A 23,091-nucleotide genomic window follows, 5' to 3' on the forward strand; every position below is an offset into this window, starting at 1 on the left:
CCAAAAGTATAAAATATAATTATAATAAATATTTGGAGGGAATTAGAATGGCTAATTTATCATTAAAACATATATTTAAGATATACGCTGGTAATGTGACAGCAGTAAAGGATTTCAACTTAGAAATTAAAGATAAAGAATTTATAGTTTTCGTAGGACCATCAGGTTGCGGTAAGTCCACAACTTTAAGAATGATAGCTGGATTAGAAGAAATATCTCAAGGAGAATTATTCATAGGAGACAAGATTGTTAACGATGTGGCACCAAAGGATAGAGATATAGCGATGGTTTTCCAAAACTACGCTTTATACCCTCATATGAGTGTTTACGACAACATGGCTTTTGGGTTAAAATTAAGAAAAGTAGATAAAGCTGAAATAGATAAAAAAGTTAAAGAAGCAGCTAGAATATTAGATATAGAGCATTTATTAGACAGAAAGCCAAAAGCTTTATCAGGAGGACAAAGACAAAGGGTTGCTTTAGGAAGAGCTATTGTAAGAGAGCCTAAGGTATTCCTTATGGATGAGCCTTTATCAAACTTAGATGCTAAGTTAAGAGTTCAAATGAGAACTGAAATATCAAAGCTTCATAAGAGGTTACAAACTACATTTATATATGTAACTCACGACCAAACAGAAGCTATGACTATGGGAACAAGAATAGTTGTTATGAAAGATGGAGTAGTTCAACAAGTGGATACACCACAACATATATATGATCATCCAGCAAACATATTCGTTGCAGGCTTCATAGGAAGTCCACAAATGAATTTCATAGATTCAAAGCTTGTTGAAGAAGGTGGAAAAGTTCTTGTGGTATTTGGAGAAGATACCGTAGAGCTTCCAGAAGATAAAGCAAAAGTATTAAAGGAAAAAGGATATATAGGAAAAGATGTTATCATGGGAATCAGACCAGAAAATCTTGACGACGGAGCTGATTTCATAGCTGCTCATAACAAGGCTACTTTTAATGCTAATGTAGAAGTTACAGAGTTAATGGGAGCTGAAACTTATATATACCTATCAAAAGAAAAATCAAATTTAGTAGCTAGAGTAAATGGAAGCTCACTAGTTAAGTCAGGAGAAACTATTAAAATAGCTTTAGATGAAAGCAAAATTCACATATTTGATAAAGAAACTGAATTAGCAGTTCTATAGGAGGTATTAATAGATGTACAATTTCAAAGGCTTCTTGCAGGAATTAAGTGAAAATAGCAATATTCCATTTAATCTTATGACAGAGGATGGAATATTGATGTATCAATGTGGCGAGAAGTTTAAAGACTCTGAGCGTTTAGAGGTTCAAGTGATCCTAGGTAAGCAAAGAGCCAAGCTAATATTGCATGTAAAAAATGAAAATTGTACATCCTTACTTAAATTCTATATTGAAAATAAATATAGAGAACTGTTTAATGTAAGAGAACAAATATTTATTGATATCCTTGAGGGGAAGGGTCTAGCTTCAGAGAAGCTAGACAAAAACTTCCCCTTTTTATCACAAGGATGCACCTTATTCTTAGTTTCTGTAGACGGCAGCAAGTATGAAGCCTTGAACATTATTAAGCAGATATATAATGAACAAGATATTATATCTATGATATATAATGAACACATATTAGTTATAGGTCACTTTGAAGAAGTGGGAGAACATGCACAGAGCATCAGAGAAACCATAATTTCAAACTTATATTGCAGATGTTATATAAGCTACTCAGAAGAAGCCTTTGAGGCTTTAGATATAAAGAGAGCCTATGAGGATGCTAAGGAATGCATGTTAATAGGCAAAAAGTTTGAAATCAAGTCAGAGATTTATGATTATAACGACATGGTTTTTGAGAAAACAGTACATAATATAAGTGCTAAAACTAAAGATGAGTTTTTGCATAAGTTTAAGAGTATATTCAATTCCTTTGACAGTGAAATGATTAACACTATAGAGGAATTTGTTAATTGTGGTCTTAATATAAGTGAAGCAGCAAAGAAATTATATATTCATAGAAACACGTTAATATATAGGCTGGATAAGATAGCAAAAGATACAGGCTACGACATAAGGGATTTCAAACAAGCTACTATATTTATAATAGCCTTCCTAGTATGGAAGGAGAGCAGATAAAATGAAAATTGATTTAATCATTTCAGCAGATGACATTAAAGATAAGGTTATTAAGGACAAAAATGTAGTGGTAATAGATATGCTTAGAGCCACTTCGGTGATTGTCACAGCTTTAAATAATGGATGTAATAAGGTAATTCCTTTATTAACTGTAGAAGAAGCCTTAGAACTTAGCAAGGACAATAGAGATAACTATGTTCTTGGAGGAGAGAGAAGGGCTTTAAAAATAGAAGGCTTTGATGCCTCTAATTCTCCTTTAGAGTATAAAAGAGAATTGATGGAAAATAAGTCTTTGATTATAACCACCACTAATGGCACAAGAGCCATCAATGGATGTAAAGAAGCCAAAAATATTTATATTGGAGCTATGATAAATGCAAAGGCTGTAGCTAAAAAGCTTCTAGCTCAAGGTGAAGATGTGGTATTTGTCAATGCGGGTACCTATGGTGAATTTTCCATGGATGACTTTATTTGCGCAGGCTATATGATTCATTGCCTATTAGAAAATAACTATGCAGAATTGACAGACATAGCCTTTACCGCTAAGTACGTCTATGAAAATAATAAGGATATACTAGGCTTTATAAAAAATGCAAGGCATTACAATGTAATAAAGAGCTTAGGCTTAGAAGAGGACTTAGCTTATTGTATACAAAAGGACATAATAGACATAGTGCCAGAGTTTAAAGCTGGTGAAATAAATGTTAATTAGTAAAATATATATCTTAAATTCCAAAGAAAGGGAGTGTCGCAAAACTACTTTAAAAAGTAGTTTGCTCCACTCCTTTTTTGTATTCAGATAAAAATCGATTATAAAAACAGGGCCATTACTCCAAGTTTTCATGAATTCTTGATTTTTTGACGCACTTAAATAAGCCTAACACTTTTTTGAGAAATTTTGTCTTACTCTTAGGCTATTTTTGCTTCATGAAGATGTTTTTTGCACCTATCATTTTGTATTTTTGAATGCAATTTATTTATATTGAAACCAAAACAAAGAAGAAGGAACTCATTCTTAACACTATTTTTGCCACGTGTTAAGAAACGATTGAATTGGTAGTCATTTTTTAGTACTCCAAAAGCTCCTTCTACTTGAATTGAACGGTTTATCCTTAACATAATACCCTCTGAGGATGTTATGTTTTCAAGGGATATCTGACGCTTTGCTACAAATGTTTTAGATACCTGCATTTTCCTATTTCCTCGTGCTTTTGTACATTTTGCTTTAAACTGGCAGTTACTGCAATCTTCACATTCATAAACAGTTGTCTCTGAACTATAGCCAGTAGCTGAAGTTCTATGGGCTATACCTATCTTTTTCAAATGCTTCCCATTATGGCAGGTATACTCATCTTTTTCTTCGTTATAGGTCATATTTTCACGCTTGCTAATATCCTTCTTAAAGCTTTTCTTCTTCCACTTTTCATAGGTCTGAGGTTTTATGTAGTATTTTTGCCCTTGATTTTCTAGGTAAATATAATTCTCTTCACTTTCATAACCAGAATCAGCAATGATATTTTTATATTTAACTCCTAAGTTTGATTTCATATCATCTAGAAATGGTATTAGTGTAGTAATATCAGCTCTATCCTGAAATATACCAACACCAGTTACATATTCACTTTCTACTCCTATTTGAACATTATAACCTGGTTTTAGCTGTGAGTTGCGCATATGATCATCTTTCATGTGCATAAAAGTTGCATCATGGTCAGTCTTCGAATAACTATTTCTTCCATTGAATATCCCATTATGCATGTTGTATTTCTCTTGACGCTCATAGTAACATTCTAGCTCCTCTTTGAATTTCTGAAGCTTTGATTTGCGCTTACCAATACCATGAACTAGCTCTATATTTTCTTCATTTATCTTTTGATTAATAAAGTCAAGTACTTTCTTAATATCCTGAGCAGTGTTATCCTTTGCGACAGCAAAGTTTGTCATAAAGCTTAAGTTAACAGCTTCAATGCAAGACTGTATCTTCTCAAACATCTTGCTTTCATTTTTATTAACAACTTTTTTCCATACAAAAGTGTAGCGATTAGCATTTGCTTCAATTTTCGTTCCATCTACAAAAAGATTCTCAAAATTGATTTCTCCTATACTATGAAGATATTGAACTAGCTGATAAAACAAGTCTTCCACTGCTTCTGATAAATATTCTTTTCTAAACCTAGCAATTGTAGCGTGATCCGGTGCTTTCGCGCCTTGAAGCAACCACATGAAGTTAATATCCCTTCTGCATGCTGTTTCAATCTTTCTACTCGAATATATGTTGTTTGAATAAGCATATGTTAATACCTTAAATAGGATTTTAGGTTCCACTGCCGGTTTTCTTCCAACGGAAGAGTACGCCTTGTATAATTTTTCGTAATTTAATCCCTCCAATATTTGGCTAAGCAGGCGGACTGAATCATCCTCAGGTATCAACATTTCAAAATCAAATGGAAGAACCAGTTGATAATATCCATTTGATGAAGTATAATTTTTATGTTGATAATTTGGTTTTTGCATACTATAATTATACAACACTTGCGGTGCCCACGGGCGCCGCATTTTAATTTTTCGAACAAAAAAAGAAGCTGCTGCGCAGCTAACTATTTAGTTTAGTTAGTTGTGCAACATCCCCTTTATAAATTATCAATTTTTTCGCAACGTCAGTGGAGAAAAACTCCCCTTAATTCATTGTGGATTGTGCACTGTGCATTCTCCTATATATTATATCTCTCTAAATCATCCTTAAATTCTTCTGTTATCTTCTTAAAGTCGTGAATATTATCAATTAATTTCATTATTTCATTAGTATAATTAGAAACGCTAGCGCTAACCTCCTCAGAGGATGCAGAGTTTTCTTCTGCTATAGCAGCCAGAGATTCTATAGTGTCATATATACTAGATATAGAGTCAGCCTCTTTATTAAGCTCATCTATGGTCTTTATCATAGAGGAAGATACAGATTGTATGGATTCATTAGCCTCATAGCTTATATCTCTTACTTTTTCTAGGCTTTTAGTTTCATTTTCCAATACATCATATTGATTACCTATATTATCTACAAGCAAGCTTATATCCTGAACAAATTGAGCTAAATTTGAATTTATTTCTTGCACTGCCCCTTTAGACTGCTCCGCCAATTTTCTTATAGACTCAGCTACTACAGCAAAGCCTCTACCTTGTTCTCCTGCTCTAGCCGCTTCAATGGATGCATTTAAGGCAAGAAGGTTAGTTTGTTCTGATATTCCTGATACTATAGACACAATATTAGTTATATCATTAGCTTTGTTTTGAAGCATAACGCCTTTGTCTCTAACCTCTAAGAAGCTGTCCAAAGTATTTAATATATTCTTACTTGCATTGTCTACACTATTATAGCTATTATTGATTTTTTCAATAGCCTTTTCCAACTCTTCTTTATTTTCATTTTCATTTTCTACTATAGCTTTTAAGGTTTGAATATTATCATTTAGCAGCTGCACTGATTGTTCAGAGTTTTCAGCTTGAGTAACAGCTCCATTAGCCACTTGCTCCACTACCCCTGATATTTCATTAGAAGTATGGTTCATAGAATCAGATATCTTGTTGATATTATCCACAAAGGTATTCATCTCATCGGTAACGCCTTTAAAACCTGTAAAATCTGCTCTTACTACCTTCTTATATTTGTTTAAAAGTTCATAAATATCCTCAAAGAAATCCTTGGTTTCTATTTTTCCTTCATAGCTATATTTATTTTCTAGAAGTCTATTTATTTCTTCCTCTATTAAAGCCTTTGGTTTTAGCATAGCAGAAGTGGCTAGAAAAGCCGCTAAAGCTGCTACAAACCCTATAATTACAGCTTTTATACTGCCGCTTATCCCTATAATTGGTAAAGCAGCTAAAGTAGTAACCAAAAAGGTAAATATACTACTTTTTAACTCAAAGCTCTTTATGAACCCTAATGAGAGTATATTGCTTACTAAATACTTCTTTTTGTAATATATATCTTTATCGAAGGTCAATTTAATCTTTAGATAATTACTAGCTTTCTCCATTTGCTCTATTTCAATTTTTTCTTTAAAAAACTCGCTGCTGCCTTCTAGTAATCCCATAAAATAGTCAAACATTCCTCTTTCCGATCTATAGCTAAAATAGGCTTCTCTGCTTGATATAGGCTCTATTTCAACTAAAGGAGGCTTTGCTCCAGCAAATTTCTTAGTCATGACTACATGTATATCAAATAAAGATTTCAAAAATGAATATAAGTTTTCATGATTAAAGAAAGCAGGATAATCTTTTTGGAAAGATTTTAAATTATCCTTTCCAATAATTCTCCATAATTGTCCTATATCCATTTTTTTAGCTTTAGCTATTTCTCCAATGACTTTCTTTATCTTATCATCTTCTACCGTTTCAACAGGTGTAAAAATCTTATTAGGAGACCAGCCTACGCTTTCCATAGCCTTGTCCACTATTTCATCGCCATATAGGCTTCTACTGGTTCTCATCCATGTGGAAACAACCGTTCCTTTCATTGTATATCCCCCCAATTAAATTATTTAAGTTTTTAATCCTTAAACACAAATACAAAATAATTAAAAATATTGAAAAATTATGCAATGATAACCTATATTATTTTACTCTTACTTATTAATTCTACATCAAAATACAATTTTTTAAAATAGTTTTGTTATTAAAATTACAATAATTATTATTTAATATATTATTTTAGTTATCAATGGAAATATACTTCTAAACATGCATAAATACACTACTCTTTGACTACAATATTAATGTAATAATATGAATTGTTAAACAAGGAGACCGTATGAATATTTTTAAGAAATATAATTCTCTGTTAATTTATTGCCTGATTTTAATAGCATTTTTAATAATATTGGCATTATATCCCATAAAAGTTGAAAATGCAATATTTTTAAAAACCGAGGGAGATTACAGCATCTTCTATGTAGGAGATAAAGTAAAAAAATATAAGCTTCCTAATAATGCCTTATCTAAGTATGAGGTAATAAATTTTAAACGCAACCTATTTAGTAATTTTAATATAGAAAAACTAACACCTATAAAGGAAAGAATAATGACTAAAAATAGTGATAATTATGAACTAGAAAAACAAGGGTTAAAGCCTTTATCAAAGAAAAGATACTACTATTCTATGGATAAAAACCGTGAACTAGCTTTAAATAATGCCAATTTATTAATCATTGGTAAAAATAATGTATCTAGTTACTATGACTCTAAAGGAAGGCTTAAAACTTTTATAATCTACCCCATGGACTATGACTATATGAGAGTTGGATTATCTACCACAAACTTTAACTCCTTATATCATCAAAGCATATCAATGGAGTGCTCAGAGCCCTGTACTGTTTTTTCAAAGACCGAAGATATAAATGCTAACTTAAATAAAAATAGCTCTATATTAGTAGAAAAGTCTGGGGATAAAATAAATATAAAATATAATGGTACCACTCTAAGCTTTAAAAACAGAGTTTATATTAAAGGGGAAAACCTAACAGTTAAAACTATTAATCGAGGTTCTCCGAGTTTTAATCCTTCTTATAATGGTATTCTTGAAGTAACCCTTCACGAAAAAGGCCTAAGACTAGTAAACGAAGTGCCATTAGAGGATTATCTAACCAAGGTAGTACCCTCTGAGATGCCAGCATACTCAGCTTTAGAGGCCTTAAAATGCCAATCCATTGCTGCAAGAACCTATGCCATATCTGATATGCTTAATAATAGATTTGAAGATTCAGGTTTTTATGTAGATGATAGTACTAAAAGTCAGGTATACAACAATATTAAAACCTATCCCAAGACCAATGAAGCTGTAAGTGCTACTAAAGGAATTATAATGACTTATAAAGATAAGCCCATTGACGCTAAATACTACTCTTCTTCTGCTGGTACTGGAGTGAATTTTAGCGATATCTGGTTTAATGCCGATGACTCTAGTGAAAATAAACCCTACCTAAGCACTGAAAATTATATGATACCTAAAGGGAATTTGCCTAGCAGTGAAAAGGAGTGGCTAGATTTCTATAAAAACATCGGGTTAAAAGCCATTGACAGCGCTTCTCCTTACTTCAGATGGAAGATAGAGTTTTCCAAAGAAACCTTGGAAAACAACCTAAATAAATCCTTAAAACTAATATTTGAGAATAGAAAAGATTTTATAAAAATTAGAGATAAGAAAGATAAAAAGCAGCTAAAAAAATTACCAATTCTAACAGACCTAAAAGCCGTAGAAGCTTCAAAAAGAAGCTCTGGAGGCAATATATTAGAAATAAGATTTATCTTTGGAAATGCTGTAGTATACGTTAAAAACGATTATAATATACGAAGCTCCATTAGATGTAATAAGGAATTCAACGGTTATGACCTTGAAATTATAAGATATAAAGACGAACCCTTAAAAAACTTTAATTTCTTGCCCTCTTCCTTTTTTGCTGTGGAAAGAAAGGATAATACATTTACTCTTTATGGCGGTGGTTATGGCCATGGTGTAGGTATGAGCCAATATGGCGCCATGGAATTAGGAAAGCTTGGGTATGATTATATTCAAATATTAAATACTTTTTATAAAAATATATCCTTAAATAAAATAAATGGGGCTGTCGCACTAAGTGATTAGTGCGTAGCTCCTTTTTTGTGCAAAAAAATAAATCCCGAACTTCGAGAAGTAAGGGATTTATGGTAAAATATTAGTATGCTAAAACATAACATTTTACAAAAAAATTATACACTTAATCAAAGATATTTTCAATTAAAACTTCCAATAAATATCGATTGTATGATCCCAGAAAATGATTCAGTGCGTTTGCTAAGTCAATTTGTAGAGGAGATGGATTTAGAAGATTTATATTCGACTTATTCCCGAGTTAGGGAAAATCAAGCAACACCACGTCAGATGCTGAAGATTGTACTCTATTCTTACATGAATCATAGTTATTCATCTCGTGCCATGGAAACAGCATGTCATCGTGATATTAACTTCATGTACCTTCTTGAAAATTCACCAAAACCTGATCATTCAACTTTTGCAAGATTTAGAAGCTTGCACTTTGCACCCTGTGCTGAAAGAATTCTAGCTGAAATGACAAAGTTTCTTCTTAACATAGGAGAGATATCTGGAGATGCTGTTTTCATTGATGGCACAAAAATTGAGGCTTGTGCAAACAAATATACTTTTGTTTGGAAAAAAGCTGTTACAAAAAACTTAGAAAAGCTACTAATTAAATTAGCAGATTTAGTGGCTGAATGCGAGGAATTATACGGCATCAAGCTTGTTTATCAGAATAAAGTAAAAATGAAACACGTAAAAAAGCTGCGAAAAAAACTTTATACTCTGAAACATAAAGAAAAGATAGAGTTTGTACATGGATGTGGAAAAAGAAAAACTTCATTGCAGCGATCCATTGAAAAACTTGAGGAATACCTTGATAAATTAAAAGAATACACCCAGAAAATATATATTTGTGGTGATCGTAATAGTTATTCGAAGACTGATCATGATGCAACTTTTATGCACATGAAAGATGATCATATGCGCAACTCACAGCTAAAACCAGGTTATAATGTTCAGCATGGTGTGGACTCTGAATATATAGTGTGGCTTACCGTGGGCGACCAGCCCACAGATACCAACACCATAATTCCATTTCTCAAAAGTATGGAGGCGTTCCTAACATTTAGATATAAAAAAGTGGTTGCAGATGCTGGATATGAAAGCGAAGAGAATTATGTGTATCTTGAAGAAAATGGACAACTGGCATTTATCAAACCATCAAACTATGAAATATCTAAAACAAGAAAATACAAGAATGACATCAGTCGAATAGAAAACATGGAATACAATGAAGCTGGTGATTACTATACTTGTGAAAATAATAAAAAGTTAACAGTTAGCAAAACGATAAAAAGAAAAAGTAAAACTGGATATCAAAGTGAGAAAACCATATATATCTGCGAGGATTGCAGTAACTGTTCACACAAAAGTAGATGTATAAAAGGAAACAACTGTAAAACTCCATTAGAAGAAAGATTAAAAAATCTTGAAACATCAAAGTTATTTAACATGCTGAGGAAAAAGGATCTCGAAAGAATTGTAAGCAAAGAAGGTTGTGAACTCAGAATGAATCGAAGCATACAAGCTGAAGGTTCTTTTGGAGAGATTAAGCAAGATATGGGATTTCGAAGATTTCTGTGCAAAGGAAAGCAGAATGTTTTGTCCGAAAGTATCCTTTTGGCTATGGCACATAACATAAACAAACTACATAACAAAATTCAGTCAAACAGAACTGGAACACACCTTTTTTTGTTAAAAAGCACTGCCTAATTTTAGACTTTTAAAAAACAAGTATTCTGAAAAAAGTCTTAAGCGAAAGGGCTTATTAAAGTGCGCCATTTTTAAGGTATAGAGATGAATTTATTTGCAAATCTCTTTAAAATTGCTATAAAACAGTACAAAATAGGAGCTGAGCATTAGCGGTTTTTAACCGCTAATGCGACAGCCCCATTTAAATCGCTCAGAGCCGCTTCTGTATGAGTAACATCTAAACAGTTTAAAAAAACATCTACTACGAAAGGGTCAAATTGAGTACCCTTATTTTTTATTAGTTCTTTTATAGCTACTTCTTTTGCCATACCATTTCTATAAGGTCTATCCGATGTCATGGCATCATAAGCATCTGCAACACATACAATTCTGGCCCCCAAGGGAATAGCATCTCCCTTTAATCCATCGGGATAACCCTTACCATCATATCTTTCATGGTGATGCTTTATTATCACTGTCTCCTCTTTTAAATTTTTAACTTCTTTTAAAGAATTATATCCTTTTATAGAATGAGTTTTTATTTCTTCGTATTCTTCTTCTGTTAATCTCCCGGGCTTATTTAATATATTTCCTGCTATTCCTATTTTACCTATGTCATGTAAAATTGATGCTACCCTTAGTCTCTCTAAATTAATATGAAAGTTATACTCCATATTAAGGCGCTCCCCAATCTGCAGAGCATAGATAGTTACCATTTTTGAATGTCCCGCAGTGTACTCATCCTTTATCTCTATTAAATTTAATAATGCATGAATAATCTGTATGTACTGATCTTGTTTTTCTCTTTCTTTTTTGTTTATAGTACTTATCATTTCTGTTACCTCGTCATTGGAAGCCTTTAATTCTTCATTATATACCAATAGCTCCTGTTCTCTCTGGTTAACCTTTTTAGCCATATTGTAAAATCTATTCATAAAATCATTTACTTCCTTGTAAGGGTACAGATCTTGTAAGGATAAGTCATAATTTCCTTGTTCAATTTTTGATACTTTGGTTAATAATATATTTATATATTTTGTAATAATACCAGAATTTCTAGCAGAAAACAGCAAAATAAACATTAGAAGCAACACTATTGTTATGAATGAAATAAAAATTATGCCTTTAAATACATCTAAATTGGCAAATATACTGTGCTGTATAATAACATAAGTGGAACTGCTTTCATCTGCTCTAATGGTTGTCAGCGTATATTTATTAGCATTGGAATCCCTATGCATAAAGGTTTTAAAATTACCATTCCGCATATTGTATATTATTTGTGAATCAAGTAATCTTATATCGCTATTATTCCTTGAATCGCTTGAAAATATAACCTCACCATTATTCCAAGCAACGTAATACTTTATGTCCTTTACCTCCTTAGAGCTTTGGATAAAATCAGGACTTATAAATAGAACCATAAAAGCTTTAGCTTCATTTAATTCAAAGGGAGTTACAAAGCTCATGGATACTTTCTTACTAAAATTAGATACAAAAGGATCAGATATAATAGTATTGTTTGCATTAATAGCCTTTTTATAATAACTTTTTTTACTAAAATCATAATTTAAAAGTCCAACATAGCTCTGAGATGCTTTGATAACTTTACCCTTGTCATCTAATATAATGAATCCCGAAACATCTTGTTCATCCTTAATTTTAAGCTCCATGGACTTAATTTTATCCTCGTCTGCAAGCTTACTTTCCATAATTCTCGCTAAATTTTTGCACATAGCCTCTAGTCTATTTTCTTTTTGGGTTATATTAGAAATAAGCACATTGGAAAGGTTTTCTTCATTGGATTTCATCATTATATAGGATAGAGAAAGTGAGAACATTCCTACGATAGTTATTATAAATAGGCAAAACAGCATACTAGCTTTAAGCATTCCATAAAAGGACGCTTCTTTAATACTTCCAATCTTTTTAGAGTCCATGCTACTTATCCTCCACTTTAGAAAATTCCCCTTTATTTGCTCTTAGTATATATTCTTTTCTTTTGGAATCTCCATACTTATCAAAGCTGATCTTTGACTCTATACCTTCAAAGCTCTCTCTATCTGATAATATACTCTTTAAACTTTTATGCTTTGTGAATTTTTCTCCGTATATATCCCTAGCTATATATATAGCCTCATAGGTAGTTGCAGTAATCATGCTATTTTTTTTATTAAAACTAGCTAACTCTTTTTCTAAGGCATCATAATGTCCATATTTTGAACTTATATCTATGGGAGTAATTACTGTAAATCCTTCTATGCTCTTACCTCCATATTCTATTAAATTATAATCTCCGCTCCATGAAAAACTAAAAATAGGTTTATTTTTAATATCTATCATATTTAGTTTTTGAGCTACAAAAGCACTTTCTGTAGCAGAACATAGGGTTAAAATTGCAGAAGAATTCATTATCTCCTGAGGATAGTTTACCTCAAAAAGCTCATAATGCTCTTGCCAAGTAATCTTGTAGGCAATCCTTCCTCCCCGCTTTAATATCTCACTTTCTACAGAAGCAACATACTCCTTATTTTCCTTGTTATAAATTACGGTAAAATTCTTTTCTATCTTATCTTTGTCTAGATGATCAAAGAGAGCTTGTACTTCTTCTGAATCATCGGGAAGAAGCTTATATATATTATCCTCTATACCACTCAAGGATGTAGCCGTAGCATTAGCACTTAGGCATATCATATCGTACTTCTTTAAAAAAGGTCTTATTTTAACTAAATTTTCGCTGGTGGCTGTAGATATTATAAGCTCTACATTTTCCTTTTTTAGTTCTTCAAAAATGGTCTCTGTGTCTGAAAAATTTGTATTCTTTATTATTATTTTTATTTTTCTGCCGAATATCCCCTTATCCTTATTTATTTGCTCTTCAGCTATTCTGGCAGCAAATAGGGATGTAGTACAAAAGGCATTCCCCTCTTCTTCAAAGTCTCCAATCAAAGCTATTTTAACAGGAGTATTTATCTTTAATAAGATAAATACTCCAAAAAGTAGAGTCAACAGTATTGCTAATAAACCATAAATTTTTTTCATAATTACCTCTTTTTTATAGTTTTATTTCTACTTTATCTAACTTTGCAATGACTCTAATATCCTTCACATTTACAGTTTCTGTTTTAAGGGTGCCTTTATTATATATAAGCAAGGCCTTTGTATTATCTAATTTTTTAACTTGCCTTATAAATCTTTCCCCATTATGCTCTAATAAGCATATAGTATTATTTTCAACTTCTTTAATACTATGGCAAAAGGCAATATCGCCTTTTGATATTCTAAATCCAGCCATATCATCATTCTCTATCTCTAAAAAAAACACTTTATCTAAGGCATATCCTTCTATCTTGTTACCATGTACAGGCAGTTGCCTATAGGCAATAGACTTTTGTAATGAATAATCCATTACTGGCACATTCTTTAAAACATCTCCAAAGGCTTGATTCCACACCTCTTCCACAGGCTTTTTAGGAGAGGTTTCCATGGAATAAACCCTTTTAACCTCGGTGTTTACTTCTTTAGCTGACTCTTTAAAGGTTTCTTCTTCTACAGACATACCTATATCGTTTATTTCTCTATTTAGAGCTTTAGATATTCTTGACATTAAACTTTCATTAACTATTTTTCTTCCTGCTTCTATTTCATTAACATAACTCTCTGCTACACCTAGCTTTTTAGCTAATTGCTTTTGAGTGATGTTGCTTTCTAATCGCGCTTTTTTAATTTTTTCTCCTACTCTACTCAATTATGCTCGCCCTTTCTGACTGTTCTTATACCATTCTCTTTCTTCCATGAGATGCTCCAATAAATAATTAAAAGACCACTGAGCAGAGGTTTCTGTAACTACTGCTAATATAACCTCTTTTCCCATAGTAGCTCTAATTAACTTTATGACCTTATCTAATTCGCTATCTTCATAATTATTAAATAAAATTACCTTCTCATTTGGAATCTCTCCAGTATATATATCAAATTTTAATCCTTCGATTATATCTTCTATTTTCATATTACCCATTTCGGCAGTAACTACCTTATGGTTAATATTGGACATCTTTAGTATATCTAGGTGTTCCTTTTCTAGACCGTAAGCAAGCATTAACTTGTCATTACTCAACATATTCACACTCCTTTATACTCTTTCTGGCTCACTATAATCAACGCCGAAGGTATCTACCGTTACTTCTTCCATTACTTGATCTTCATAAGGTCTATCTCTAAAATCTGTTTTAGTAGCTACGATAGCATCTGCAAGCTCCATTCCCTCTAACACTTTTCCAAAAGCAGCATATTGCCCATCTAAATGAGGTGCATCCTCAACCATTATAAAAAATTGACTTCCTGCAGAGTTTGGATGATTAGCTCTAGCCATGGAAATAACCCCTCTATGATGGTTTAAAGTATTCTTAAACTTATTTGAGGTGAATTCTCCTTTTATTGAGTAACCAGGACCGCCCATTCCTGTGCCTTCCGGGCATCCACCTTGAATCATAAAACCTGGTATAACCCTATGAAATATCAGCCCATTATAGAAACCCTTATTTACAAGACTAATAAAGTTATTCACTGTATTTGGAGCTACCTCAGGATAAAGTTCAATCTTTATATTACCACCATTATTGGTTTTTATATTTACTATTGGATTCATATTTTTCTCCTTTCAAACCTTAAAATTAAATATATATTATTACTCCTATTATACTCTGTAACTTATATTATACTCAATATTTTATTCTGTATTTTTAATAGCATTCTTAAATCTTAATTTATTGCAAAAATAAAAGGACTGGTATATCAACCAACCCCTATTTTAAACACAGAAAGCGCCTTAGCTATAAATATTAAAATGCAGTACCTAGAACTACTCTTCTATAATCTCTGTAGTTTGATAAGTTTTTAACGTTTATCCTCGAAAAAATATAATCTCTTCCCTCAGTGTATATTAATTCAGTGAATAGACAACATAAAAATGTAGTTGGAACCTTATTTATATCAGAAAAATCTAGTATAAGTTCTTTATCCATATTAGCTTTTATATAGTTTCTTAATACAATAGCATCCTCATCACTAAACTTTGTTCCCAAAACTTCTTTTACCTTTATATCCATATAAGACACCCCATTTTTTAAATTTTCTTTCAATTCATCTTACACTTATAATATAACACCCCATTCTAAGTTTGTCAACTATTTAACAATGTGATTTTTAAAATTTTTAACTTTTTTGAAAATAGATTATATTTATTCTTTTACTTAAAATTATGACTTAAAAAAATCAAAAACCACCTTACTCATAAAAAATAACTAGTAAAATGTAAAGATACACCGACTAGTTATTTTTTAGATGGCTTATTAATGCTCTTTTAACTCTAACAATTTATAGCAATACCTAACTAAAAATTCCTCTTCACTGGAATTTAATATTTCTATTTTACCTTTAGAAAGTGAAGTATTGACTAATTCTTTTTCCTCTAGTTTTCTTTTAAGCTCCCTTGCAGTACCTTCACTGCCATCGATGATACTCACAGCTTTACCTACTACCTTTTGCAGTTCTTTTCTAATAAATGGATAATGAGTGCACCCTAACACTATAGCTGCGATATCCGTTTTCAAGCTCTTTGCCAGCTTTTGTTTTAAGAATCTATTTAATTCTTTTCCTTCCAAAGTGCCTTTTTCAATAATCTCTACTAATCCAGCGCAGGGAACTGATTCGATAACTGAATCCTTAGCATAGACCTTTACTAAATTACTAAATTTCTTTTCTGCTAAGGTTAGAGGGGTAGCCATTATGAGTATTTTGCCTTTTTTTCTCATTTCTACAGCAGGTTTTAGTGCAGGTTCTATGCCTATTATAGGAATATGCTTATATTCTTTTCTTAAATCCTCTATGGCAGCACTAGTAGCAGTATTACAGGCCACTACAATAGCTTTACATCCTTTATCTAAAAGAAGCTGTATTGCATTAAAGGTTAACTTCTTTACTTCTTCTAGAGGTCTTACCCCATAAGGAGCATTTTTTGAATCTCCAAAATATATGTAGTTTTCATTAGGAAGTATTTCTAAGGTCTTTTTTAAAACGCTTATACCGCCAACCCCAGTATCAAAAAAGCCAATGGGTCTACTATTTACATCCTCTAGTTCCATATACATCACTCCTTAATGATTGAAATATTATCTATACATATGCTCTTTTTATCACTCATAAACACTATTTTATCAAAAAAATATTTTGTTGTAAAAAAATATATAATATTTTATACGTATGATAATCTTATTTTGAATTCTATAGTTCGTACAAACGTTTTCATCTGATTTTCTTGTTTTTTGAAACAATTTCCTTAGTATACTTCATATTTTTTCTATTGACACAAGGTTTTCTTTATAATAAAATCATCCTATATTTTTATTTCAATTCTTTTTACGTACACATATCTATGTTTATACATATAATTTTATTGTAATATGAAAATAATGATTTAACTTTAAACGAAAGGAAGTGAAGTATACCTTGCATATACCGTACCTTTCCCCTAGGTTAATATATGCTTTTAGGTATAGTATTTATGTTAAATGATTTAATTTATTATCTACCTAAACACGAACATTCTAAAGAATCTATTAAAAAAATCTTAGAAGAACATCCTGAGATTAAATTTGTGTCCTTAGTTGGTATAGATTTATCAGGTAATGATACTGACGAAAAAATTCCAATTTCAGTCTTTATAGAAGATTTAGATACTTTCCTAACCGGTGCCGCTGTTCAAACCGACGGTTCTTCTGTTGTCCTCCCCGGAATTGCAACCCTTAATAATGCTAAAGTTGATATGATAGCTGATGTCGATTGTACTTGGTTCGTTGATTATAATTTCGAGCACATAGATCCTATTTCTCAAAAGCCTGTAGGTTCTTTAAGAATTCCTTGCTTCCTATATCACGAAAATAAGCCTGTAGATTCAAGGCATATTTTAAAGAGATCCATTGAATATTTTAAGTCTACTCTATTAAAATCATTTAAAAATAATCCTAAAGCCTTAGACACATATAATATAAGATTTGAAGATATAGAGGATGTCGTTGCAACTTCAGCCACAGAACTTGAGTTTTGGGTTAAGACCCCTAATGATAAAGCTCAAGTTGAAGAGTTATCTACTTCTCAAGTGTTACAAGAGCAATATTGGACTAGAACAAAGGGTTCTGTAAGAACTGCTCTAGAAGAATCTTTAATGATGATGGAAAGATACGGACTGGAACCTGAAATGGGTCATAAGGAAGTTGGAGGAGTTAAAGCTAAAATAGATGAATCAGGAAAATTAACTCATATAATGGAGCAATTAGAGATAGATTGGAAATTCTCAGATGCTATTCAAGCCGCAGATAATGAGCTATTTGTTAGAACCTTAGTGAAAGAGACCTTTAGAAGAAATGGGCTAGAAGTTACATTCCTAGCTAAACCCATTGAAGGGGTTGCCGGTAGTGGAGAACATGTTCACGTAGGCATGGCTCTTAAATTGAGGAACGGAAAAAGAATCAATCTATTCACGGCCACTAAAGATCATTTCCTAAGCCCCATAGGCTATGGTGCTATTATGGGAGTTTTAAAGAATTACGAGGTTATAAATCCATTTATTTCCGCTACTAACGACTCTTTAAGAAGGCTAAAGCCTGGATTTGAAGCTCCAATATGTATAGTTACCTCCTTAGGAATAAGTACTGCAGTGCCATCAAGAAATAGAACTATTCTTATAGGTCTAATAAGAGATACCCAAAACCCAATGGCCACAAGGTTTGAACTTAGATCACCAAATCCACACACTAACACTTATCTTGCTATAACAGTATTATATATGTCCATGGCAGATGGAGTTAGTTATGCTATAGAAAATAATAAATCTGAGGATGAACTTCTCAGAGAACTTTCAAAGAAACCTGGTGAAGAAGCTGATTACCTAGAAAAAAATAGAGCCTATAGATCAGAAGAAGATGTTTTTGAACATTATACAGAGGAAGAAAGAAATAGCTACTTCGGTAAAGCTCCTGCTACTATTTATGAAAATCTTTCTGCCTTTGATGCCTATAAAGAAAAGCTAGAAGTATTGAAAAAAGAAGATGTTTTTACTGATGCATTGATAAACAGCTTCAGGATTGCAGTTACAAAGAGATGGTTAACTGAAATCAGCAATAGGATAATCAATAATTATACTGATGAGATTCGTTCTTTTAAAATGCTTCATTGTGTAGAAAAAGCTTTGGATTTGGACGTATCAAATTGGATGGGAGTAAATGAGCTTAGATACTATATAATGAAAGACAGCTATAGTACCAGGAGCCTATTTACACGCATCAAGGAAGCTATAGCCAGCAACAAACTAGAAAGGGTTTCTGAGCTTCAATTAGAGCTTGATTCTAAAATGACAGTTTTAAGAAACTTGTATATAAGCTATAAGAAGAACTTGCTTGATATATAAGAAAGGCAACGAAAGTCGCTTTTTTTAATACGCAGTTCACAATGCACAATTGTTGTGTCTCAACTTTTATTTAAATTCATATAATATACAAACAAATATTTTAAGGAGTATACTTATGAATTTAAAATATACTTTTTCTAACATCACCAAGACCATAAGCAATGAAACTAAAAATACAATAAAAAAATCTGAAAAGTTAATAGAAATATCTAAAATAAATATTACAATCTCTAATCATAAACAGCAGCTAGATGAACTATATAAAAAATTAGGAAGAAAGCTTTATAAAAATAGTAAGTCCTCGGACTATAGCGATGATTCTATAAGAAAGCTTTTCCATAGTATAGATGAAGAGAAAGAATTAGTAAAAGGTCTATATAAAACCTTGGATGAATTAAAGGATAAAAAGCATTGCAAAAGGTGTAATTTTAAGATGTCTAAGGATTCTCAGTACTGTCCAAATTGTGGTGGCAAACAATAAATCTCAAAGTACAATAAAAAATAACTAGTCAGATATACTAATAAACTGACTAGTTATTTTTTTACTATATATTAAAATACATATTCTCCATCTTTAATTAAAAGCTCTGATACTTCTTTTAGCTGGTTCAGTAATTTTATCATATTTAATGATAATTCCTTGGCTCTTTTCACTTCTGTGTTGGCCATGGTACTATCCTTATGTTTTATATGAGATAAGACCTTTGCTCCCAAGGAATGAAGTTCATTATGAATAGGATCTATGCTATGCCATATAGGCTTAACTCTTTCATTAGAAGGTCTAACTGAATGATAGAAATGACCAAAGCCACATTTTGTTGAGTCAATATGTAATGGTCTAACCTCCATCTCAGCCACCATGGTTTCCAAATTTGTTACCCATTTTTTGTGAGCTTCTACAGCTGTATCTATGGCCCCTTCAAAATCTCTATTTTCTAGTTTAAAATAGTCCTCTGTGGTAACATTATTAGTAAGCTTATTCACAAAAGTTAGCTCATCGTCAATAGCTCCAATTTCCTCTCCCAGCTGTTTAGCTAGGACTGCTTTTTTTTCTAGCAGCATCACTGTAGAGTTAGCCTTCTCAATGCCTTTTACCACTATTTCCATGCTAGCATTTACCTCTTGGCTAGAAGCACTTATTTGCTCCATGCTTGCACTAATAGTATGAACTGACATATTCATGCTATTAACAAAATCCTTACTTTTCGAAAATCCAGCTGCTACCTCTTCTGTATGCTTAGCTACATCTTCTATAAGTTCTGCTGTATACTCTGCACTGTCCTTACTTCTAATAGAAGCTTCCTCTACCTTTAGCATATAATCATTTAAACTTATAAGTTTTTCTTTTGTATTATCAGAAAGCTTTCTTACCTCTTCAGCTACCACTGTAAAGCCTTTTCCATTTTCTCCTGCTCTTGCAGCTTCTATAGCAGCATTAAGAGCTAGAAGATTTGTCTGATAAGCTACCTCTTGTATACTATTTACTATTGCCTTCATATTTGTAATCAATTGCGATAAGTCCCCTATATCTACCTTCATATTATTAGCTGTTCCTATAACTGATGCATTTACTTCTGATATTTTTTTTATACTATCTTCATTTTTGGTTATCATCTCTAACAAGTGACTAGTATCTGAAGATATGCTTTCCATGACCCTGACATTTTCTTCTATAGCTCCAGCAACCTCTTCCATGCTAGCATTAGTCTCTTCCACTGAGGCTATCATTAATTCTGAAGAGCTCCCTAGCTCCTTTGAAGTATCCATAAGTTCACCTGAAAAATGAGAAAGTTCTAAGTTAAAATTGCTTATCTTTGTATTTACCTTGAGTATTTCTTTTATTATAGCATTAACATTAGGAGAAACTACCTTTAAGCTCTTTGCCATCTTGGCAATTTTTCTTATACTATTCTTACTAGGAACTTGCTGGAGCTTTCCCAGCTTTTCCATATCATTGTTATCAAAGCTAGTTAAAATATCCTCTAGCTTCTTCTCTAGACTCGTGTTAAACATACTCTCATCCCATCCCTTAAAAATTATAAAATTAGCTACTTTTGAAGATATCTTATTTAAAAGTATTTTTCATCCTTACTAATCCATCTAGTCTTTTCTCTAAAATCAGTTCTCTTTCTTTCCTTCTTATGGTCCTCTGGATATCCTATATAAATTAATGCAAGAATCTCATCCTTTTCAGTTAATCCGAAAAGTTCTTTCATTTTGCTATGATAAATTGCAGTACCAGTCTTCCAGTAAGCCCCTAATCCTTCTGATTGAGCCATAATAAGAATATTTTCTACAGCAGCATAAACGGCCCCTAATTCCTCCAATGGAATTACTCTATCCCTATTGGTAATCTCAGCAGCTACAGCCATAATTATAGGTGCTCTAAAAGCCTTCTCTTCTTCTTTTTTCAATTTTTTTAAGCTTTCTTCCGAATTTATATCCTCCATACCCTCTTTAGCAATTTCCACTAAAGCTCTAGACAGCGGTTTTCTACCCTCTCCACTTAAAATAAAAAACCTCCAAGGTTCTGTTAAAAATCTATTAGGTGCCCATATAGCAGCTTCCAGTAGCCTTTCAATAATTTCTTTTGGTACCTCTTCGTCTTTAACCTTAGCTATACTTTCTCTGGACTTTATAAGAGAAAGAACATCCATATCCATCACCTCTCACTAATATTAATTATTAATTACATTTTAATTGCAATCAATTTATTTATCAATAATATAATACTCAATTAAATTATTTTTATTTCAATAATTATATAGATTAATATATTAATGAATAGTATAATTTTTATAGAGTTCTAATTTTATTGATGCATATACTTAATCATTAAAATTAGATATTTATATATTCAAGCAACGGGGTGTATTAAGATGCGACTTGTTCCCATAGAATGCGCAAAGGAGGGCTCCTATCTAGCAAAAACCATTTTTGATGATGATGGCAGAGCATTATTAAGAGAAGGAGTAAGATTAACTGATAATCTCTTAAAACGAATTAAAGGTATTCATGTATATAGCATTTATATAATTGATGAATACAGCGAAAGCGAAATAGAAGATATTATAAAGCCTGAGTTAAGGCTCAAAGCTGTAAAAAGCATAAAAGAAACTTTTTCTACCTTAGAAAAATTCACTCAATCTTCTCAAAAATCAAATTCCTTAATAAAAGAGCGAGAGGGTTATTTCAAATCTATTAGCCAACTAGCAGAAGAGATCATGGAAGAAATTCTTTCTCAAAAGAACGTTATGATAAGCCTTGTGGATATAAAAAGCATGGATAACTACACTTACCAGCATTGTGTAAACGTGGCTGTTTTATCTTTAGTTCTTGGTATACAGCTGCAGATGAACAAGTATGACTTATTAGACCTTTGCATAGGAGCATTAGTTCATGATATAGGCAAAGCTTTTATTCCTAAAGAAATCTTATTAAAGCCTGCACCTCTTTCAGATGAGGAATTTAAAATTGCCCAACAGCATACTAATAAAGGCTATGAATACTTAAGAGGCGTCTTAGATATTTCTTCAAAATCTAGGATTGTTGCTCTTCAACATCATGAAAGGGTGGACGGTAAAGGTTATCCCGAAAAGAGAAAGGGAAATGAAATCAACTATTTAGCAAGGATTGTAGCTATTGCAGATGTATACGATGCTCTAACTTCTGATAGACCTTATAGAAGAGCCCTTAGTCCTAACGAAGCCATGGAGTATATTATGGCAAACTCTAATATGCATTTTGATTTTGCAATGGTTAAGGCATTTTCAAAGGCAATAGTTCCATATCCAAAAGGTACTATTGTTAGACTAAGCAATAGTGAAGTTGCTCTAGTGGGAGACACTCTTCCTAATTATCCTTTAAGACCAAATTTAAAAATAATAAAAAGTGAAGATGAAAGCAGGATAGGTCTAGAAATAAGTCTTATAGAAAGTTTATCCTTAGTTATATCTGGTGTGCAGTATAATATATGATAGAATTTAAGAAAAAGCGACGTTAGTCGCTTTTTCTAATACACAGTTCACAATTTACAATGCGCAATAAGGGAAAACTTATGCTTTCATTGCAAAGTCGTGGCTAACCATTAGCCATGCTTTACAAACCTCTAATTTTTTCGAAGCGTAGGCGGAAAAAGGATTTCCTTTATTGTGGATTAAATAAAAGTTGTACCTCAGCTTTTATTTATAAAAAA

The 23,091-nt window shown here is 32.0% G+C and carries 19 protein-coding genes; 8 read left to right on the forward strand and 11 right to left on the reverse strand.

Going from position 1 to position 23,091, the window contains the following annotated elements:
* The first annotated feature begins 47 nt into the window (after positions 1 to 47).
* From BN2665_RS03565 to BN2665_RS03575, 3 genes are read left to right on the forward strand one after another with little or no spacing between them, the layout of a single operon-like run.
* Positions 48 to 1,157: an ABC transporter ATP-binding protein gene (locus BN2665_RS03565; RefSeq protein WP_055665741.1), complete on the forward strand. Its 1,110-nt coding sequence runs from the start codon at positions 48 to 50 to the stop codon at positions 1,155 to 1,157.
* 13 nt (positions 1,158 to 1,170) lie between these two features.
* Positions 1,171 to 2,115, forward strand: a complete 945-nt coding sequence (locus tag BN2665_RS03570; protein WP_055665742.1) for a PucR family transcriptional regulator — start codon at positions 1,171 to 1,173, stop codon at positions 2,113 to 2,115.
* A 1-nt stretch (position 2,116) separates the two neighbouring features.
* Positions 2,117 to 2,827 carry a 2-phosphosulfolactate phosphatase family protein gene (locus BN2665_RS03575; RefSeq protein WP_055665743.1) on the forward strand — a complete coding sequence of 237 codons (711 nt, stop codon included), beginning with the start codon at positions 2,117 to 2,119 and terminating at the stop codon, positions 2,825 to 2,827.
* Between the two features lie 197 nt (positions 2,828 to 3,024).
* On the opposite strand, the gene BN2665_RS03580 is transcribed toward BN2665_RS03575, so the two are convergent.
* Both BN2665_RS03580 and BN2665_RS03585 read right to left on the reverse strand, forming a co-directional pair.
* Positions 3,025 to 4,629: an IS1182 family transposase gene (locus BN2665_RS03580; protein ID WP_055665788.1), complete on the reverse strand. Its 1,605-nt coding sequence runs from the start codon at positions 4,627 to 4,629 to the stop codon at positions 3,025 to 3,027.
* A gap of 197 nt (positions 4,630 to 4,826) precedes the next feature.
* The gene (locus BN2665_RS03585; protein WP_055665744.1) at positions 4,827 to 6,626 is read right to left on the reverse strand and encodes a heme NO-binding domain-containing protein; all 1,800 of its coding nucleotides are present in this window, start codon (positions 6,624 to 6,626) and stop codon (positions 4,827 to 4,829) included.
* A gap of 293 nt (positions 6,627 to 6,919) precedes the next feature.
* On the opposite strand from BN2665_RS03585, the gene BN2665_RS03590 reads away from it, so the two are divergent.
* Together BN2665_RS03590 and BN2665_RS03595 are read left to right on the forward strand one after the other, a co-directional pair.
* Positions 6,920 to 8,749, forward strand: a complete 1,830-nt coding sequence (locus tag BN2665_RS03590) for a SpoIID/LytB domain-containing protein (protein WP_055665745.1) — start codon at positions 6,920 to 6,922, stop codon at positions 8,747 to 8,749.
* A gap of 75 nt (positions 8,750 to 8,824) precedes the next feature.
* The gene (locus tag BN2665_RS03595) at positions 8,825 to 10,453 is read left to right on the forward strand and encodes an IS1182 family transposase (RefSeq protein ID WP_055665746.1); all 1,629 of its coding nucleotides are present in this window, start codon (positions 8,825 to 8,827) and stop codon (positions 10,451 to 10,453) included.
* A 146-nt stretch (positions 10,454 to 10,599) separates the two neighbouring features.
* On the opposite strand, the gene BN2665_RS03600 is transcribed toward BN2665_RS03595, so the two are convergent.
* The 7 genes from BN2665_RS03600 to murI form a co-directional block, all read right to left on the reverse strand.
* Entirely contained in the window at positions 10,600 to 12,372 is a 1,773-nt protein-coding gene (locus BN2665_RS03600; RefSeq protein ID WP_055665747.1) for an HD domain-containing phosphohydrolase, read from the reverse strand.
* Between the two features lies 1 nt (position 12,373).
* Positions 12,374 to 13,474, reverse strand: coding sequence for an ABC transporter substrate-binding protein (locus BN2665_RS03605; protein ID WP_055665748.1), 1,101 nt, complete (start codon positions 13,472 to 13,474; stop codon positions 12,374 to 12,376).
* 13 nt (positions 13,475 to 13,487) lie between these two features.
* Positions 13,488 to 14,180 carry an XRE family transcriptional regulator gene (locus BN2665_RS03610; RefSeq protein ID WP_055665749.1) on the reverse strand — a complete coding sequence of 231 codons (693 nt, stop codon included), beginning with the start codon at positions 14,178 to 14,180 and terminating at the stop codon, positions 13,488 to 13,490.
* The gene (locus tag BN2665_RS03615) at positions 14,181 to 14,552 is read right to left on the reverse strand and encodes a DUF3783 domain-containing protein (RefSeq protein WP_055665750.1); all 372 of its coding nucleotides are present in this window, start codon (positions 14,550 to 14,552) and stop codon (positions 14,181 to 14,183) included.
* A gap of 12 nt (positions 14,553 to 14,564) precedes the next feature.
* The gene (locus tag BN2665_RS03620; protein ID WP_055665751.1) at positions 14,565 to 15,080 is read right to left on the reverse strand and encodes a peptidylprolyl isomerase; all 516 of its coding nucleotides are present in this window, start codon (positions 15,078 to 15,080) and stop codon (positions 14,565 to 14,567) included.
* 193 nt (positions 15,081 to 15,273) lie between these two features.
* Positions 15,274 to 15,540, reverse strand: a complete 267-nt coding sequence (locus BN2665_RS03625; protein ID WP_055665752.1) for an STAS-like domain-containing protein — start codon at positions 15,538 to 15,540, stop codon at positions 15,274 to 15,276.
* Positions 15,541 to 15,783: 243 nt separating this feature from the next.
* The gene (gene murI / locus BN2665_RS03630) at positions 15,784 to 16,575 is read right to left on the reverse strand and encodes a glutamate racemase (protein ID WP_055665753.1); all 792 of its coding nucleotides are present in this window, start codon (positions 16,573 to 16,575) and stop codon (positions 15,784 to 15,786) included.
* A 419-nt stretch (positions 16,576 to 16,994) separates the two neighbouring features.
* Here murI and BN2665_RS03635 point away from each other — a divergent pair, with 419 nt between their 5' ends.
* Entirely contained in the window at positions 16,995 to 18,896 is a 1,902-nt protein-coding gene (locus tag BN2665_RS03635) for a type I glutamate--ammonia ligase (protein WP_055665789.1), read from the forward strand.
* Positions 18,897 to 19,011: 115 nt separating this feature from the next.
* Positions 19,012 to 19,377 carry a hypothetical protein gene (locus BN2665_RS03640; RefSeq protein WP_055665754.1) on the forward strand — a complete coding sequence of 122 codons (366 nt, stop codon included), beginning with the start codon at positions 19,012 to 19,014 and terminating at the stop codon, positions 19,375 to 19,377.
* A gap of 71 nt (positions 19,378 to 19,448) precedes the next feature.
* Here BN2665_RS03640 and BN2665_RS03645 read toward each other — a convergent pair whose 3' ends face one another.
* Both BN2665_RS03645 and BN2665_RS03650 read right to left on the reverse strand, forming a co-directional pair.
* Positions 19,449 to 20,909, reverse strand: coding sequence for a methyl-accepting chemotaxis protein (locus BN2665_RS03645; RefSeq protein WP_055665755.1), 1,461 nt, complete (start codon positions 20,907 to 20,909; stop codon positions 19,449 to 19,451).
* Between the two features lie 56 nt (positions 20,910 to 20,965).
* Positions 20,966 to 21,553 (reverse strand): nitroreductase family protein, encoded by a 588-nt coding sequence (locus tag BN2665_RS03650; protein WP_055665756.1) that lies wholly within the window; start codon positions 21,551 to 21,553, stop codon positions 20,966 to 20,968.
* A 222-nt stretch (positions 21,554 to 21,775) separates the two neighbouring features.
* Between BN2665_RS03650 and BN2665_RS03655 the strand changes: the two genes are divergently transcribed.
* Entirely contained in the window at positions 21,776 to 22,873 is a 1,098-nt protein-coding gene (locus BN2665_RS03655; RefSeq protein WP_055665757.1) for an HD-GYP domain-containing protein, read from the forward strand.
* Positions 22,874 to 23,091 lie beyond the last annotated feature (218 nt).

This window comes from Desnuesiella massiliensis, assembly GCF_001403615.1.
GTDB classification, from domain to species: Bacteria; Bacillota; Clostridia; order Clostridiales; family Clostridiaceae; genus Desnuesiella; species Desnuesiella massiliensis.